This window comes from Thiothrix litoralis, from assembly GCF_017901135.1.
In the GTDB taxonomy this organism is placed as follows: Bacteria; Pseudomonadota; Gammaproteobacteria; order Thiotrichales; family Thiotrichaceae; genus Thiothrix; species Thiothrix litoralis.
Genome location: NZ_CP072801.1, coordinates 655577 through 672661 on the forward strand (window position 1 = coordinate 655577; position 17085 = coordinate 672661).

13 protein-coding genes are annotated in these 17085 nt (G+C 52.6%); 8 read left to right on the forward strand and 5 right to left on the reverse strand.

Annotation, left to right across the window (positions count from 1 at the left end):
- Positions 1–30: 30 nt before the first annotated feature.
- Entirely contained in the window at positions 31–2778 is a 2748-nt protein-coding gene (locus J9253_RS03150) for a 2-oxoglutarate dehydrogenase E1 component (RefSeq protein ID WP_210223263.1), read from the forward strand.
- Positions 2779–2780: 2 nt separating this feature from the next.
- On the opposite strand, the gene J9253_RS03155 is transcribed toward J9253_RS03150, so the two are convergent.
- The 3 genes from J9253_RS03155 to dusB are packed head-to-tail and all read right to left on the reverse strand — an operon-like array spanning position 2781 to position 4630.
- Positions 2781–3260, reverse strand: a complete 480-nt coding sequence (locus J9253_RS03155) for a hypothetical protein (protein ID WP_210223264.1) — start codon at positions 3258–3260, stop codon at positions 2781–2783.
- A complete protein-coding gene (locus tag J9253_RS03160; RefSeq protein ID WP_210223265.1) occupies positions 3257–3580 on the reverse strand; it encodes a type II toxin-antitoxin system prevent-host-death family antitoxin in 324 nt (107 codons plus the stop codon). The genes J9253_RS03155 and J9253_RS03160 overlap by 4 nt, the downstream gene beginning before the upstream one ends.
- 42 nt (positions 3581–3622) lie before the next feature.
- Entirely contained in the window at positions 3623–4630 is a 1008-nt protein-coding gene (gene dusB, locus J9253_RS03165) for a tRNA dihydrouridine synthase DusB (RefSeq protein ID WP_210223266.1), read from the reverse strand.
- Positions 4631–4717: 87 nt separating this feature from the next.
- Here dusB and J9253_RS03170 point away from each other — a divergent pair, with 87 nt between their 5' ends.
- From J9253_RS03170 to J9253_RS03195, 6 genes are all read left to right on the forward strand, one after another.
- Positions 4718–5566, forward strand: a complete 849-nt coding sequence (locus tag J9253_RS03170) for an ATPase (RefSeq protein ID WP_028489155.1) — start codon at positions 4718–4720, stop codon at positions 5564–5566.
- 21 nt (positions 5567–5587) lie between these two features.
- The gene (gene metA / locus J9253_RS03175; RefSeq protein WP_210223267.1) at positions 5588–6673 is read left to right on the forward strand and encodes a homoserine O-succinyltransferase MetA; all 1086 of its coding nucleotides are present in this window, start codon (positions 5588–5590) and stop codon (positions 6671–6673) included.
- Positions 6674–6682: 9 nt separating this feature from the next.
- Entirely contained in the window at positions 6683–7702 is a 1020-nt protein-coding gene (locus tag J9253_RS03180) for a hypothetical protein (RefSeq protein WP_210223268.1), read from the forward strand.
- A 90-nt stretch (positions 7703–7792) separates the two neighbouring features.
- Positions 7793–9082, forward strand: coding sequence for a DUF1800 domain-containing protein (locus tag J9253_RS03185; RefSeq protein ID WP_210223269.1), 1290 nt, complete (start codon positions 7793–7795; stop codon positions 9080–9082).
- Between the two features lie 48 nt (positions 9083–9130).
- Positions 9131–10249: a DUF1501 domain-containing protein gene (locus tag J9253_RS03190; protein WP_210223270.1), complete on the forward strand. Its 1119-nt coding sequence runs from the start codon at positions 9131–9133 to the stop codon at positions 10247–10249.
- A 57-nt stretch (positions 10250–10306) separates the two neighbouring features.
- The gene (locus J9253_RS03195) at positions 10307–11227 is read left to right on the forward strand and encodes a recombination-associated protein RdgC (protein WP_210223271.1); all 921 of its coding nucleotides are present in this window, start codon (positions 10307–10309) and stop codon (positions 11225–11227) included.
- Here J9253_RS03195 and J9253_RS03200 read toward each other — a convergent pair.
- Positions 11196–13457, reverse strand: coding sequence for a DUF349 domain-containing protein (locus J9253_RS03200; protein WP_210223272.1), 2262 nt, complete (start codon positions 13455–13457; stop codon positions 11196–11198). The two genes, J9253_RS03195 and J9253_RS03200, sit on opposite strands and share 32 nt — an antisense overlap.
- 28 nt (positions 13458–13485) lie before the next feature.
- Positions 13486–15519, reverse strand: coding sequence for a methionine--tRNA ligase (gene metG, locus J9253_RS03205; RefSeq protein WP_210224524.1), 2034 nt, complete (start codon positions 15517–15519; stop codon positions 13486–13488).
- Between the two features lie 223 nt (positions 15520–15742).
- Here metG and J9253_RS03210 point away from each other — a divergent pair, with 223 nt between their 5' ends.
- Positions 15743–17074 (forward strand): Lcl domain-containing protein, encoded by a 1332-nt coding sequence (locus tag J9253_RS03210; RefSeq protein WP_210223273.1) that lies wholly within the window; start codon positions 15743–15745, stop codon positions 17072–17074.
- Positions 17075–17085 lie beyond the last annotated feature (11 nt).

The following is a 17085-nucleotide window of genomic DNA, read 5'->3' on the forward strand; positions in this document are numbered from 1 at the left end:
TCAAAATAAGTCGACAATTAGGGTACGGGTATGACGGACGAATCTTTCCTCGATGGCGAACACGCCGCTTTTCTTGAGCAGCTTTACGGACAATACCAACAAGATCCGCACAGTATTGACCCGCAATGGCAGGCATATTTCCAGCGGCTGGATGCAGCAGAACCTACGATGGCAGCGGCTCCACTGAATGGTCAGGTATTGGCACAACGCAGCGAGCAATTGCACGTCTCCCGTCTGATTAATGCTTATCGCTATTTGGGGCATCTGGAAGCGAATACCAACCCGTTGGGTGATTACGCTTATAAAGTCAGTGTGCCGCAATTGATGCTGGAACACCACGGGCTGGAAAATATCAGCCTCGACACGGTATTTGACCCCGGTTCCTTTAATCTTACCGCCAAACCGACGCTGGGTAATATTATCAATGCCTTGCGCGAAACCTATGTGGGCAACATCGGTTTTGAGTATATGCATATTCTGGATATACAGGAAAAGCGTTGGCTTCAAAAACGTATCGAGTTGGATAAGGGTCGGGCGAAACTCAGCCACCCCGAACGCCGCAAGATTCTGGAACAACTCACGGCCGCCGAAGGTTTCGAGCAATACCTGCACCGCCGTTACGTCGGGCAAAAACGCTTTGGTTTGGAAGGTGGTGAAAGCCTTATCCCTATGTTGCAAACCTTGATCCACGAAGGCGGCAAACAAGGCTTGCAGGAAATCGTCATTGGCATGGCGCACCGTGGCCGTCTCAACGTATTGACCAATGTACTGTGCAAGCCTGCGGGCGAATTGTTCGAGGAATTTGAAGGCAAAATCGACGAAACCTACACGGGCGACGTGAAATACCACAAAGGTTTTTCCTGCGATGTGGGTACTGAAGGTGGCCCAATGCACTTGGTGCTGGCGTTCAACCCGTCGCATCTGGAGATTGTCAGCCCAGTGATGGAAGGCTCGGTACGCGCCCGTCAGGATCGCCGTCAAGACAAGGATGGCGATCAGGTATTGGGGATTTCCATTCACGGTGATGCTGCGTTTGCGGGGCAGGGCGTGGTAATGGAAACCTTCAATATGGCGCAAACCCGTGGCTATCGCACCCGTGGCACTATTCACATTGTCATCAATAATCAGGTAGGTTTTACCACGAGTACCGTGTCAGATAGTCGCTCGACTTACTACCCGACCGACGTGGCAAAAATGATCAATGCACCGATCTTCCACGTGAACGGCGATGACCCGGAAGCCGTGGTCTATGTCACGCAGGTGGCGTTGGCATACCGTCAGATGTTCCAGAAAGACGTGGTGATCGACTTGGTGTGTTATCGCCGTCTGGGACATAACGAAGCTGACGAACCGAATATGACCCAGCCGGTCATGTACGGCATTATCCGTAGTTTGCCAACCACGCGAGCCAAATACGCGTTGCGTCTGGCAGAAGCAGGCGTGGTCAGTGAAGGCGGTGGGAAAGGCTTGATCGACGCTTACCGCACCAAGCTGTCGAATGGCGGGATTACCTGCTGCAACAGCCAGACCCGTTCTGGCCTGCCTGCCGAATTGCAGACCCATTGGAAAGCCTTTGTGGGGCAGCCGTGGCGTCAGGCGATTGACACAACCTGTACCGCAGAACGTATCCAAAGCATCAGTGAACGCTGGGTCAGCAATATCCCCAAAGATTTCATGGTGCACCCACGTGTTCTCAAAGTGCTGGAGGCGCGGGTTGCGATGGGGCGTGGTGAGCAAGCGGCGGACTGGGGTTTTGGTGAAACACTGGCCTATGCCACGCTGGTCGAGGAAGGTTTCGAGGTGCGTTTGTCGGGGCAGGACTGCGGGCGCGGCACTTTTTCGCATCGCCATTCTGTGCTGCACCACCAGCAGCGCCGTGAGCAGTGGGTTCCGCTGCAACATACGGCCGATTTTCAAGCTAAATTTACTGTGATTGACTCGGTGCTGTCGGAAGAGGCGGTGCTGGCGTTTGAATACGGTTACGCCAGTGCTGAGCCGAATACGTTGGTAATCTGGGAGGCGCAATTCGGCGACTTTGTGAACGGGGCGCAGGTGGTGATCGACCAGTTCATCAGTTCCGGCGAACAGAAATGGCAGCGTTTGTGCGGGTTGGTCATGTTTCTGCCGCATGGGATGGAGGGTCAGGGACCGGAGCACTCCTCTGCACGGCTGGAGCGTTTCGTGCAACTGGCGGCACAGGAAAACATGCACATCTGCATTCCATCCAACCCCGCGCAGGTTTTCCACATGTTACGGCGGCAAATGATGCGCAAATACCGCAAGCCACTGATTGTGTTTACCCCGAAAAGCTTGTTGCGGCATCCGCTGGCGGTCAGCATTCTGGAAGATTTCACCTCGGGCAAGTTTGAGGTGGTGCTGGATGATGTGGATATTACTGACATCGCCGCGAAGGAAAAGGTTAAACGCGTGATTATGTGCAGCGGCAAGGTTTACTACGATTTGCTGGAAGAACGCCGCAAGCATGAATTGACCGATGTGGCGATTATTCGCCTTGAACAGCTTTACCCGTTCCCGGCACAGGAACTGGTGGACGTGATGGAGTATTACCCGAATATCGAAAAAGCTATCTGGTGTCAGGAAGAGCCTGTCAATCAGGGTGCGTGGAATGGCATCAAGCATCGCTTTGAAGCCTATGACTATGCCAATGTGGCGTGTGTGAGTCGCCCAGCGATGGCGGCTCCGGCGGTAGGTTCGCTGTATATGCATCAGCGGATGCAGCAGGCGTTGGTGCGTGAGGCGTTGGGGTTGGAGGGGTAATTCTAGAGACGGGAGAGGAAGTCTGTTTCCAGCTTTGCAGACAAACGGAAGTCCATTGCCTTGACTTGTTCAAGTAAGGCGATGGCTTCCTCTTTCGTGAGGTATCCGTGATTTCGATTCAGTATCAAAACGCCCAGTAAGCCAATGATTTTCAAATGCATATTTTTGGCTATCTTGCGGGCTTTTTTCTCATCGACCAGCAAAATCATCTGGCGCTCTTTGGCGAGAGCGATAGCTTCCGCCTCGCCGTAATCCAGTGTGCCGTCAAGCAAGGCTAATAACGCATGGTTAGTAGTAGCTGATATGACAAAAAGAGGATGAGTTAGCACATGCTTGGCTACACCATCTTCTTTGGCGGTGATTTCTTCGGCAACTCGTTGGGGGATAATGATTTGCTGGAACAGGTTAGTCAGCAAGTCCAACCGTTCCAGTTTACCAACCATGATCAGGCTGCTGCTATCGCTGATAATGGCTGCACTCACGACAGGCTTTCCAGTGTGTCCAGTTCATCTGCGAGATCGTAATCTAGGACGGGAATGCCTAAGACAGCAAGCAGTTTGCTTATATCGGATATGGATTTGTCCAAGGATCGAGCCAACTGACCTAACGATATGCCGCCATCAGCAAAAGCACGGGTCAGCAACCATGTTTTCATGCCGAGGTCAAACATGGGGTTTTCCAGTGAGGTAGCTAACGCAAAGGGTTTGCCTCGTTTTGAAATCAACAGGTAATCGCCTGCTTCGACCGCTTTCATCAAGACGGCAGGGTTGGTTTTGAGTTCTTTGATACCGACTGTTTGCATGGTGATCTCCAAGTGCTCCCTGAAGTGGGAACTATGGTTATCTTAGCATAGATTTTCTTCCATATAACTCAACCGTTCATCCCGCTCCAGCAGCACCTTGAAATAAGCATCCACAACCCGCGCCTGACCCGCCGTTGAGTCTTGCGCATACATCGCCTGCCGGAACGCATTGCTGTCATGCAGCCCGTTGGTATACCAAGCAATGTGCTTGCGGGCGATGCGGCAACCGGAATATTCCCCGTAAAACTGGTACAAATCATCCAGATGCCCCAGTAATACCTCGCGGACTTCGGCAACCTCCGGCGGCGGCAACAATTCCCCGGTTTGCAGGTAATGGCTCATTTCGCGGAAAATCCACGGTCGCCCCTGTGCTGCCCGCCCGATCATGACGGCATCCGCACCTGTTGCATCCAGCACGAGTTTGGCTTTCTGCGGGCTGTCGATGTCGCCATTGGCAATGATGGGGATGTTGGCGTTGCGTTTAACCTCGCGGATCAACTCATAACGCGCTTGCCCGGTATACATCTGTTCGCGGGTACGCCCATGAATCGCCAGTGCCGCAATGCCTGCCTGCTCCGCTCTTGCCGCGACTCGCAGGATATTTTCCTCGCCATCGGCATAGCCCAGCCGGGTTTTCAGCGTCACGGGCACATCGACGGCGGAAACCACTGCATCCAGAATTCGCGCCACCAAATCTTCATCCTTCAACAGGGCAGAACCTGCCAATTTGCGGCAAACCTTGCGTACCGGGCAGCCCATGTTGATGTCTACGATCTGCGCTCCGTTGGCGACCTGATAACGCGCAGCTTCGGCCATGGTTTCCGGTTCAGAACCGGCAATCTGGGCGGATATGGGCGCAAGTTCCCCGTCAAAATTGGCGCGGTAAAGGGATTTTTTGTTGGCATACAGGGTGGCATCCACCGTCATCATTTCGCTGACGGCATGGCCTGCGCCAAAGTGTTTGCAGAGCGTGCGGAAAGGGCGATCCGTTACCCCTGCCATAGGGGCAACAATCAGGGAATTGTCGAGGGAGTAAGAGCCAATTTTCATAGTGTGTGGGAGAGTTTACCACAGCAAAATCGTAAGGTTGTGGTAAAGTATCCCGCCATTAAGCAACCACCTGCACGGAGAACCATTGTGCGTCTGAACGTAGAACAATACCGTCACTGGGAACACAAAAAAGTGACTTTGCTGGGCATGTCCGGCGTCGGGAAAACCCATATTTCCAGCCTGTTGCGCGACCATGACTGGTTCCATTATTCCGGCGATTACCGCATCGGCACGCGCTATCTGGATGAGGACATTATGGATCTCATCAAGGAACAGGCGATGAAAGTGCCGTTTTTGCGCGAACTGTTGCGTAATGACTGGATTTACATCCGCAACAATATCCGCGTGGATGATTTGGGGCCAGTGCTCTCCTTCGTCGGCAAGCTGGGCAACCCGGAGTTGGGCGGCGTCCCACTGGATGATTTTATCCAGCGTCAGGCGCAATACCGCGAAGCTGAAATTGCCGCCATGCGCGACGTGCCAGAATTCATCCGCAAAGCACAAACCATTTACGGCTATTCGCACTTCGTCAACGACGCAGGCGGCAGTTTGTGCGAATTGGAAGAGCCTTCCGTATTTGAAGTATTGGCGGAACAAACCCTGATTCTGTACATCAAGGTGACTACCAAGGATGAGGAGCAGAAACTCATCGACCGCGCCCGCAGCGACCCGAAACCCTTGTATTACCGCCCCAATTTCCTGCGCGAACATCTGGCGGTTTACTTGCAGGAAACGGGTTTGCAATACGCCGCTGAAATGGTGCCAGACGACTTTACCCGCTGGGTATTTCCGCGCCTGTTCCATTCCCGTTTGCCGCGTTACGAAGCCATTGCCCGCGACTACGGCTACACCGTCACGTCAGAGGAAGCCGCGCAAGTCCGCAGCGAAGATGATTTCAATGCATTGATCGAAATGGCGATTGCACGCCATACGTAAGCTGGGAGGTGAAGGGAATCCATGCCATTAGTCGCACATACCGCGCTGCCAACGTTTGAACGCTTGCGCCAGGAAGGCCAGACTGTTCTGAGTGAAGATTACGCTTTCAATCAGGACATCCGCGAACTGCATATCGGTTTTTTGAACATGATGCCGGATGCAGCGTTGGCAGCCACAGAACGCCAGTTTTTCCGGCTGGTGGGCGAATCTAACCTGATTGCGCAATTCCACATCCACCCGTTTACGCTGGATAGCTTGCCGCGCAGTGACAAGGCGCAAGCCTACATTGACCAGCACTACGAAAAATTTGAAGATTTGCGGAAACAAGGGCTGGATGCGTTGATTATTACCGGCGCAAACCCGTCAGCGGCGCATCTGGAGGACGAGCCGTTCTGGGAAGGGCTGTGCGAAGTGGCGGCATGGGCGATGGAAAATGTCACGTCCACGCTGTGTTCCTGCCTCGCCAGCCATGCACTGGTGCAGCATTTGTGGGGAATTCGGCGTCGCTCCTTGGGTTTCAAACGCTGGGGCGTTTACAGCCATGCGGTAACGATGCCAGAACATCCGCTGGTTAACGACCTCAATACCCGTTTCGATGTGCCGCATTCACGTTTCAACCAAATCGACCGGGCGCAACTGGAAGCCGTCGGGGTGCAAGTGCTGGTGGAAAGCGATGAAGCAGGCGTACACATGGCCGTCAGCCCCGATTTGTTCCGCATGATTTTCCTGCAAGGCCACCCGGAATACGATCAGGTCAGCTTGTTGAAGGAATACCGCCGTGAAACCATGCGTTGGTTTGAGGGGGCGCGAGACGATTACCCGCCGTTCCCGGAAAACTACTTGCGCCCCAAGGCCAAGGCTATCCTCAACGAATACCGGCTGACACAGCGTCTTGCTAAACGTCAGGGCAAGCCTTTACCGGATTTCCCGGAAGCCTTGTTGTTACCGATGTTGCACAATACTTGGCGTGACACCGCCAAAGTGTTTTACAGCAACTGGATCGGTAAGGTTTACCAGATCACTAATAACGACCGTAGCAAACCCTTCATGGAAGGGGTTGACCTCAACGACCCGCTGGGGCTGCGTAAACAACTGGAGATGGGCTAGACTTAAGGTATGAAAACGTGGAATTTTACCGTGTTCTTGGTTTCGGTTGTGCTGCTGGTCGGTAGCCTCAAAGCGTTGCTGGATTACTGGCAATACGATGAAATAGCAGCAGATGTAGCACAAATGCTGTTGCATCAAGTCAGTGACGTCGAGGTACGCCAGCAAGTTCAGGAAGCCATTGCCAACAATAATCCCGCTGATGCTCGCATGTACCTGAGCCTTGCCAGTACGTTTGGCTATGCTGTACCAGCGGCTGAATTCGAGGCTGAACTGCAACGGCTGGAGTCCCCCCTGAATACCGCCCGTCGTACCGTGGATGATTTTACTGCCGGTTTTTTGAATGGCAATGCGAGCAGCGGTGCAGGTGTAGCAGGGGCGTTGACCTCGGATTTCACTGTGGTTGGTGATGCGCGGGACTTGTGGGAACAGTACCAACTGTATGCCAAAGACGAACCCGTCAATGAGCTGATTGTAACGCTGGCGGGGGTTGGCGTGGGTTTGACGGCGGCTACGGTGGTGAGTGCGGGCACGGTAACACCCGTGAAAGGTGGCGTTTCTACCACCAAGCTGGCGGCAAAAGGCGGGCGATTGACCGCGCGCTTCCAGAAACTTTTGCTCAGGCAGGGTTCAGAGGTTTTCAATTATAAAGGATTTTTATCGGCGGCGCGTGCCGAGAAAAGTCTGGATGGTATCAGTAAGGCAGCCATTAAGGCTTACAACCCGCAGGCGACTCAAGCCATCCAGCAAACCGCAGAGCAGGTGAACAATATTCGTAAAGCAAGCTCCACCGTTGATGTAGTACACTTGTTGCAGTATGTTGAAAATGGTGATGATTTATTGCGGCTGGAAAAACTCAGCCTTAAATATGGCACACAAACCAAAGGCATTATGAAGTTGCTGGGGAAGGGAGCCATTGGCACTGTACGGACATTGCGCAAGTCGGTAGGATTACTGATCAGTGCATTAGCCTCGCTAGTGTCGTTCATCGCTTTTATCGTTTCGTTTGGCAGTATAAGATTGAAAAATTGATCTTTTAAACCTGCCGTTTAGTTTAAACTTTAAGCTAAACTTACTGTTTGGTTACGTTATTATTAATATTATTTTTAACGCAGTAAGGTTATGGGATTACTTGTTTTTAAGGATGCAGTACACCTCGTATCACGTACCGGTTTAGGTGCGGAATGGGATGCGATCAAACAACTGGAAGGCCGTAGCCGAGAGGATGCGATCAACTTGGTGCTGCATTCTGCTGCGTCCGGTTTGCAGCCTGCGCCACGCATGACGCCGTGGTTAAAGCTGGAACCGATGCGTTTGAATGACATGAAAACCCGCAACTCGGCCTGGTCAATTTCACAACGTGAGGGCAAGCTTCTGCAAGCGTGGTGGGTTAAACAAATGCTTGCCACCCGCACGCCGTTCATTGAACGTATGACTTTGTTTTGGCACAACCATTTTACTTCCTCCATCCAGAAAACCCTGCAACCCAGTTTGCTTTACCAACAAAATCTGCTGTTGCGCCGCCATGCGGGGGGGAATTTTGCTGAATTGCTGCGGGCAATGGCGCGTGACCCGGCCATGTTAGTGTATCTGGATGGCTATCAGAATACCAAAGACCAACCCAATGAAAATTTCGCCCGTGAGTTGCTGGAGCTGTTTACCATCGGGCGCGGGCAGTATCGCGAATCTGATGTAAAAGCCGCTGCCAAAGCCTTTACGGGGTGGGGCGTGGATAACAATACTGGCAAGTTCATTATCCGCCCAGAGGAACACGCGTCCGGTCAGGTCACCTTTCTGGGGAAAACGGGCAGTTTTACGGGTGATGACATCATCAAAATCTTGCTGGCACATCCGCGCACTGCCGAACGTCTTACCGAAAAGTTTTGGCTGGAATTCGTCAGCAATCGCCCTGATCCGGCTTTGGTTAGTGTTTGGGCGCAGCAACTGCGGAAATCCAATTATGACATCCAGAGTCTCATGCATACGCTACTCGCCAGCGAGCCTTTCTGGGCGGTACAAAATCGTGGGACGCTGGTGAAATCGCCCGTGGAGCTGGTGATCGGTACGCTACGGACGTTGCCATACCCGCGTGAATCCACTGAGGATTTGCTGAACTTGTGCCGCCTGTTGGGGCAGGAGTTATTTGACCCACCTAACGTCAAAGGCTGGGTCGGTGGTGAACACTGGATCAATACCCAAACCTTACTGGTACGTAATGCCTACCTTTCCAAATTGTCACGCGGCGATTTGAATGATAAAAGTGCAGCAGGCGTGAAATTACCCAATGCTTCCGAGGAGCAATTGGTGGAATGGTTACTGCCTGTCAAACCCTTGCAGCCCTTGCCCACCACGCCCGGTGCGCGGCGCTTAGTGCGCTCCTTGCTGCTTGACCCTGCCTTTCAGGTATCCTAACCCCATGATGTGGATGCAGCTCATATGAACCGTCGAGAATTTCTAGGAATGGCAGCATTGCTGCCGTGGCTGAGTGCGTTGCCTGCTGAAGTGCTGGCGGCTACTCCCCGCCCACAGCAGCGCATTTTAGTGTTGGTGAAACTAGCGGGTGGTAATGATGGCTTGAATACGCTAGTTCCTTACACTGACCCCTTGTATTACCAAGCCCGTCCTACACTAGGCATCCCTAAACATCAGGTGCTGGATATTGGCGAGAGCTATGGCTTGAACCCTTACCTTAAGGCGCTCAAACCGTGGTGGGATAAAGGCAATATGGCTTGGGTGCAAGGTGTGGGTTATCCGCAGGGAAGTCTGTCGCATTTCCGTTCGCTTGATATTTGGGAAACCGCTGTTGATGCCAGCAACTATTCGGATACTGGTTGGTTAGGGTCATTGCTACCGGGGTGCAAGCCGGGTTTACATGGCATTGCTATCGGTGATAGTGCTGTGCCGATAACGGGGAAAAATTGCAATACTATTGCGATGCAAAGCCCGCAGAGTTTTCTTAGCCAGATCAGTCTTTTGGAAGACATTCAGCCCGTCACGACGAATCCCGTGTTGGCACATTTGACCAATGTACACCACCAGTTGTATGCCGCCGGGGAGCAGTTGAGTAAAAAACTACAGCATCCCGCAGCATTAGGGGTTAATTTTTCCAGCAGTGGTTTTGGACGTGAGTTGGAATCAGTGGCAAAAATGATTCTCACGGGGGTGGATGCCACCGTGTACATGGTCACATTGGATGGTTTTGATACCCACAGCAATCAGGCGGGCGTGCAAAGTAATTTGTTATACCAACTGGCAGGCGGGCTGGATTCCTTTGCGCAAGCGATGCAACGCGGTGGACGCTGGAATGATGTCATGCTGATGACGTATTCGGAATTCGGGCGACGGGTACAGGAAAACAATGCTAAAGGCACTGACCACGGCACGGCTTCCGTACAACTGGTGATGGGCGGCAAGGTACGTGGCGGCATTTACGGCGATAAACCTGATCTGAGTCATCTGGATGGGGAGGGTAATTTGTCGCACAGTGTCGACTTCCGTAAGGTTTATGGCACGGTTGCCCAGCAGTGGCTGAAGCAGGCCAGCCCGTGGAAGCCATTTGGTACACTGCCGTTTGTTTAAGTCTGGCAGGGTTTCCGGCATAATCCGCCTTCCTATCCATCATAGAAAGGCTTTCCCATGTGGTTCAAGAATCTCTACCTGCTGCGTTTGAGCAGTGATTTCACCCTTACCCCTGAAGAACTGCACGAAGCCCTTGAAAGCAAACCCTTTCTGGGCTGCGGCAATGAGCTGCGCGAAGCCAGCGGCTGGGTTTCCCCGTTTGGACGCAACAGCGAACAACTGGTTCACGCTGCCAATGGCTGCTTATTATTGACCTTGGCGCATCAGGAAAAGCTGTTGCCTGCCTCGGTTATCCGCGAAGAGCTGGATGCGCTGGTGGCTGAAATCGAAGAAAAAGACGCCCGTAAGGTGGGTAAGCGCGAAAAGCAGGATTTGCGTGACGAGATCGAATTTGAGTTGTTACCCAAAGCCTTCACCCGCACCAAAAAAATGGATGCTTGGATCGACGTGCCCAACGGTTGGATGATCATCAATAGCTCCTCCAACACTCAAGGCGAACGCCTGACGCATTTATTGCGCAGCACCATCGGTAGTTTGCCAGTGACACCGCCTAAAACGGATATGTCCCCGGCCGTGATGATGACACAATGGTTGGCGGATGATCATACCTTGCCTGCGCCGTTTGCTTTGGGTGAAGAGTGCGAGCTGAAAGGCCAAGGCGAAGAAAACAGTGTTGCGGTATTCAAGCGCCATGAGCTGAATGCCGAGGTGGTGCAAGCCAACCTTGCAGCGGGCAAGACAGTCTCCAAGCTAGCATTGGTGTGGGATAACAAAATCAGCTTCATGCTGACCGACGAGTTGGGCATCCGCCGGGTGCGTTTCCTCGATGTGCTGGAAGAAAACCTCAAGGATGCTGATCCGCAATCACACGCGGAAAAGCTCGACATCGAATTCACCCTGATGACAGGGGAGGTCAACAAACTGTTGACCGACCTGCTGCGCTGCTTTATTGCTGAGCCTGAGGAAGCGCTTCCTTAACCTTTTCGATCCGTGCCGTCTGGCTTGCCAGTGCGGCAGCGGGCATTCCACCCAGTGCATACCATTGTTTCAATAACGGCAGCGCGTGTGAACTTGGTTCATAGGCGTCTTTACGGCTGCGCATGGTTTCCGAGAGTTGTGCGACTTGATATTTGAGGCGAGCTTGTTGGAAGTCCGGGGGCGTTTCCAGACCCAGCAGGATTTCCAGTTGCAGGCACAGTAATTCGCCCGCCGTGCGGTTGGCAATTTGTGCATCAGCACTGGTTTCCGCCTGCTTGTGTTCGAGAGATTGTGCGGCGAGCGCTTCAAGTTCCACTACTTTCTGTTGCTGGCGTTCCAGTTCACGTTGGTGTTGCTCGGCTGCCTGGCGGGCTTCTTCGGCAAGCTGGGCGTTGCGTTCCTGCTGTTGTTGCTGGCGCTCGTCACGGGCGCGGGCAAACAGGGTATCCATCGGTTCGCGGAATTGCTTCCACAGGCGCTGCTCGTCTGAGGGGCGCGATGTCAGGGTAATGAGCCACTGAGTTTGCAGTGCCTTGGCTTGCTCGACTGCTTGCGCGGTATTGGGGTGCTCCAGCAAGGCTTGAGCTTGTTCGACGAGTTGGGTGCGTTCCTGCCAGTTGCGGCTACGTTCAGCCTTGAAGTGGGCTTCCAGTGAATCCATCGCGGCGTTGAAGCGTTCGTTGATGTTTTTCCAGTCTTTGTGGCTGACGGTTCCGGCATCTTTCCACTGCTTGCGAAGCTGGTTGACGTCTGCTTGCAGGCTGCGCCAGTCGACATTTCCCCAATCGGTCGCGCTATGGAGTGCTTCGAGCTTGTCACAAATGTCGTGGCGTTGTTGCAGGTGAGTTTCACGCTGCTGGGCTTGCTCGACGAAGTATTGTTTGCTGGGTTCGTAAGCAGCGGTGGCGTTGGCATCGAAGGCTTGCCACAAGGCGCGTTGTTGCCCCGGTTCCATCTGTGACAATTTGCGCCATTCTTCACGCAGGGAGTGGATTTTTTTGGCGCGTTCCTGTGGGGCGATTTCATCGTCGGTGCGTAAGTGTTCTGCTGTTTCGATCAGTTGTTTACGTACCTGATCGGTTCCCCAGCGCCGCCAGTCTTGCAGTTCGCGCAACATGGGAGCGAAAGCGTGCAGCCGCCGTTGGAAAAAAGCGAGGTCTTTGCCCGGTAATTCCGGGGCATCCTTGAGGTCTGCGGTGAGGGCTTTGTGTGCGTCGATGGCTTCGCTGTATTGCTCGGCATCGAGGTGCGCTTCCAGTGTTTTCAGGGTGTCATGCAACTTTTGGAGCTTTTCTTCCTGTTGGACTTTTTGTTGCTGCTGGCGTTGACGTGCTTCAGCTTGCGCTTGTTGTTCATGTTCCAGCCGTTCGCGGGCAGCTTGGGCGGCTTGTTCTGCTTGTTGGGTGGCTTCGGATTGTAAGCGGGCTTGTGCTTCAGCTTGGGCAGCAAGTTGCTGGGTGCGTTGTGCCTGTTCGGTTTCCCAGCCACTCAATTGTTGCCGGAAGTGTTCCAGTGCTTGCTGGAAACGTGCCTGCTGCTCGGGGGATGGCTGGGTAGCCAGTTTTTGCCAGCGTTGTTCCAGTACTTTGGCACGGGTCTTGTCTTGTTCCCATGCACCTGTATTGGCGAGGTTTTCGGTTTCGGCACAGAGGTCGTTGATGGCGGCTTGCTGCTGTTGAATACGCTGTTCGGTTTCGAGACGTTCCTTCAGTAGCTGACGCAGGCGTTTGTTGCTCTTGCCGTGGGCTTTCTCAAGGGTTTTGAGTTTTTCCAGATCGGTGATTTGTTTAGCGGCGACGTACTGGATTTCTTTGAAGGTGTCATTGCTGGCAATACTAAACAGTAACTCCTGATCATCCAGTTTGGCGATGGCCTGATGGCGTAGCTTAATGCCACGCAGGGAGTCGCGGGCAATGCTACGTAGCAGCGCCGGATTTTGCAGCCAATGAAACACATCCGTCAACAAGTGGTCATGGTGATGGTCGCTTGCTGCCAAACCAATCACGCGCTGCCGGGAACGTTCGCCGATGGAACCGGAGGTATGCCCTAGTTGCACCAGCGTGGGCAGGTGCGATAGGCGGGTAATCGCTTCCATGCGCACATTGCTGTCAGGATCGCTTTGGGCAATCCTAATCAGTTCTACACTATCACTCGCCAGACTGGATAGTGACTTCAGGCGGACGTTGGCATCATTATGTTGCCATTTTGGTTTGAAAAACTTCCCTAACATCGTCTTTATTATCGTCTTGTTGAGTGTTTTATTTTACGCGCATTCCCGGCTCAGCACCGTTATCTGGCGTCAGGATGAACAGATCGCTACCGCCGGGGCCTGCTGCCAATACCATGCCTTCCGACATCCCAAAACGCATTTTGCGTGGTGCAAGATTGGCAACCATGACAGTCAAGCGCCCTTCCAGATCAGTGGGATCGTAGGCTGATTTTATTCCGGCAAAGACATTGCGGGTTTCTCCGCCCAGATCAAGGGTCAATTGTACCAGTTTGTCTGCACCGTTGACGTGCTCTGCTTTCACAATTTTAGCAATTCGTAGGTCAATTTTGGCGAAATCATCGTATTCAATCATTGGGCTGATGGGGGCGTCGGCCAATGCACCCGTGATGGTTGGTGCTGCGGCAGGTGCTGGCATAGCTTGACGATTATCTTCAAGCATGGCTTCTACCATGATGCTTTCAACACGAGTCATCAAGGCTTTGAAGGTGCCAATTTCGTGGTTTAACAGTGGTTTCTTGGCACTGTTCCAGTTTAATTCTCCGGCATTCAGGAAACTTTCGGTGTCTGCTGCCAGTTGTGGCAATACCGGTTTTAGGTAGGTGACAATGGCACGGAACATGTTGATGCCTTGGGTGCAAACGGTTTGCACGTCTGCTAGGCGTTCCGGGTCTTTGGCTAATACCCACGGCTTTTGTTCGTCAACGTATTGGTTGGCTTTGTCTGCTAACGCCATGATTTCACGCATTGCTTGATTGTAGCGGCGATTTTCGTAGAGTTCGGCAATGTGTTCGGATGCATCGCTAAATGCTTGATACAAAGCGGGGTCTGGCAAGGTGGCTGACAGCGTATTGGCAAAACGCTTATTGATGAAACCTGCACACCGCGAGGCAATATTGACAACTTTACCCACCAAGTCGCTGTTGACCCGTGCAATGAAATCTTCCAGATTCAGGTCGATGTCATCCACGCCGCTGCTGAGTTTGCTGGCGAAGTAATAACGTAACCATTCCGGGTTGAGGTGTTTGAGGTAGCTTTCAGCCTGAATGAACGTGCCGCGTGACTTGGACATTTTTGCGCCATTGACGGTCAGGAAGCCGTGGCAATGTACCGCCGTCGGTGTGCGGAAATCCGCGCCATGCAATAAGGCAGGCCAGAATAGGGTATGGAAGTAGGCGATGTCCTTGCCGATAAAGTGGTGAACTTCAGCCGTGGAATCGGGCTTCCAGTAGGCATCAAAATCCAGCCCAGTGCGCTCACACAGGTTTTTGAAACTCGCCAGATAACCGATGGGTGCATCCAACCACACGTAGAAATATTTGTCGTCAGTATCGGGGATTTTGAACCCCCAGTAAGGTGCATCACGGGACACATCCCAGTCGCTCAAACCTTGATCAGACTCGAACCATTCCATTTGCTTGTTGGCAATTTCCTTTTGCACCGCACCGCTGGCGAGAAACTCGCGCAGAAAGGCTTCAAAATGCCCGAGCTTGAAGAAATAGTGTTCGGTTTCTTTCTCGATGGGCTTGGTGCCGGAAATGGCGGAAACCGCGTTTTTCAAATCTGTGGGGGAATAGGTTGCCCCACAGGCTTCGCAATTGTCACCGTATTGGTCAGCCGCGCCACAGCGAGGGCATTCACCTTTGATAAAACGGTCGGGCAGGAACATTTGTGCCTGCGCATCGTAAGCCTGACGGATCGTGCGCTTTTCGATATGCCCTTTTTCACGTGCCGCTTTATAGATGAATTCCGCAAAGTGACGGTTTTCATCAGAGTGCGTGGTGTAGTAGTTATCGAAGGCGACATTGAAACCCGCAAAGTCACGTTGGTGTTCTTCGCTGCTACGGGCAATCAGTTGTTCGGGGGTGATGCCTTCTTGCTGGGCACGCAACATGATGGGGGTGCCGTGGGTATCATCAGCGCACACATAATGGCATTCGTTGCCGCGTAAGCGTTGAAAACGTGCCCAAATATCAGTCTGGATGTATTCGACCATGTGGCCAATGTGGATCGGGCCATTGGCATAGGGGAGGGCGCTGGTAATGAGGATTTTTCTTGGCTGCATGGCTGTGTCTGGGTAGTCCTGATTTTGACGTTGTAAAGTATCAGGTTGTGGGGGTTTGTGCCACTGCCGGAAGCCAGAATGGTGCAGCGACTGCTGATTTGCCATGCAACTTAACGTCATAAAACTACCATTAGTAAATTTGATGAACTTTTTCAGCATTAGCAACATATAATTACTAATTGTTGTCATAAACCCCATTTAACTACTAATTAGGTAATAAGTCATGAATATGAACAGTGTCAGCGTTCATACCTCCAATAAAACCTTGATTGCAAAACAAGGCCACCTGTTGTTGGCAGGCATCGTTATGTCCTCACTCCTGAGCGCTTGTGGCGGCAGCAGTGGCCCATCAGCAGAAGAGCTGGCTGTCCAATCTGCCGCTGCGGCTCAAATCATCGCAGATAAAGCGGCAGCCCAAGCGGCGGCAGATAAAGCGGCTGCTCAAGCGGCGGCAGATAAAGCGGCAGCCCAGGCGGCGGCAGACAAAGCGGCAGCCCAAGCGGTGGCTGATCGTCAAGCAGCTCTTGTAGCTGCTCGCCAACAGATTAGCGTTGCAGTTAGCGATGTTGATACAGAAGCAAAAGCTGCACAAAGTGCCAGCAGTGCAGCGAGCGTTCTAGCGGTACAGGCTGGGCAACAAGCGTCCGGGTATGATGAAGTGGCGGCATCACTGGCAAGCACTAACGCCTCTGCGGCACAAGCGAAAACGGAAGCAGAACGCGCTGTAGCCCAAAAAGAAATCGTCGCCAAGGCAAAAGCAGATGCTGAGAGTGCACAGGATCTTGAAGCAATGGCTGATTCTGAGAAACAGGCGCAAGACGCCGTAGCGACTGCGAAGAAAGCACGGTTAGCGGCTGAAGAGGCGTTAGCCTCTACCCGCACGGCGGCTCAGAAAGTTGCTGATGAAGTGGTGGTTGCCCAAGCATCTAGACGTTACACCAAGCTGGACGCGGGTGGAAATGCGCTGCCATCCTCGGCGACCTCTTGGTCATGCGTACAAGATAAAACAACGGGTTATGTCTGGGAAGAAAAAACCAATGATAGCGGTTTACGTGATAAAGACTGGCGTTACCGCCACATGCATAACTACGGTGGTTATGGTGGCATTAAAGATACCAATGGTCAGACCTTGTGTCAGGGATTAGGGGCATGTGATGCTTATTCTTATATGTATGCGGTTAACGGCACGGGTCTGTGTGGCCGGAATACTTGGCGAATTCCCCTTCCGAAAGAGTTAGGAACCATTGCCCAGATTAATTCAGGTTCAACGCCACCCCATATTGACACAAATTTCTTCCCGGAAACTGCCAATATTCCTACCAAAGGGGCGTATTGCACTGAGAACGTCGATGGTGCTGAACATAATTATCAGGGCGTTGATTTTGGGTTGCCGATTCTCTATAGCTCATTCCCGAATGAATCGCCTGCTAACGTTCTCGGGGTGAGTATCCTTGTGCCTTTACGGTTCTACGGCGAAATTCAAGATGGCTTGCTTGATAACCCAGGCAATGCCTCCAACTGGATTTGCTATACCCGTTTGATGAGCAGCAATTAAGATAATGGCTT

Coding starts and splice junctions, on each gene's coding strand:
- metG (WP_210224524.1), bottom strand. CDS start 15,519: ATGCAGCCAAGAAAAATCCTCATTACCAGCGCCCTCCCCTATGCCAAT.
- J9253_RS03210 (WP_210223273.1), top strand. CDS start 15,743: ATGAATATGAACAGTGTCAGCGTTCATACCTCCAATAAAACCTTGATT.
- J9253_RS03180 (WP_210223268.1), top strand. CDS start 6,683: ATGAAAACGTGGAATTTTACCGTGTTCTTGGTTTCGGTTGTGCTGCTG.
- dusB (WP_210223266.1), bottom strand. CDS start 4,630: ATGAAAATTGGCTCTTACTCCCTCGACAATTCCCTGATTGTTGCCCCT.
- J9253_RS03200 (WP_210223272.1), bottom strand. CDS start 13,457: ATGTTAGGGAAGTTTTTCAAACCAAAATGGCAACATAATGATGCCAAC.
- J9253_RS03185 (WP_210223269.1), top strand. CDS start 7,793: ATGGGATTACTTGTTTTTAAGGATGCAGTACACCTCGTATCACGTACC.
- metA (WP_210223267.1), top strand. CDS start 5,588: ATGCCATTAGTCGCACATACCGCGCTGCCAACGTTTGAACGCTTGCGC.
- J9253_RS03195 (WP_210223271.1), top strand. CDS start 10,307: ATGTGGTTCAAGAATCTCTACCTGCTGCGTTTGAGCAGTGATTTCACC.
- J9253_RS03150 (WP_210223263.1), top strand. CDS start 31: ATGACGGACGAATCTTTCCTCGATGGCGAACACGCCGCTTTTCTTGAG.
- J9253_RS03190 (WP_210223270.1), top strand. CDS start 9,131: ATGGCAGCATTGCTGCCGTGGCTGAGTGCGTTGCCTGCTGAAGTGCTG.
- J9253_RS03160 (WP_210223265.1), bottom strand. CDS start 3,580: ATGCAAACAGTCGGTATCAAAGAACTCAAAACCAACCCTGCCGTCTTG.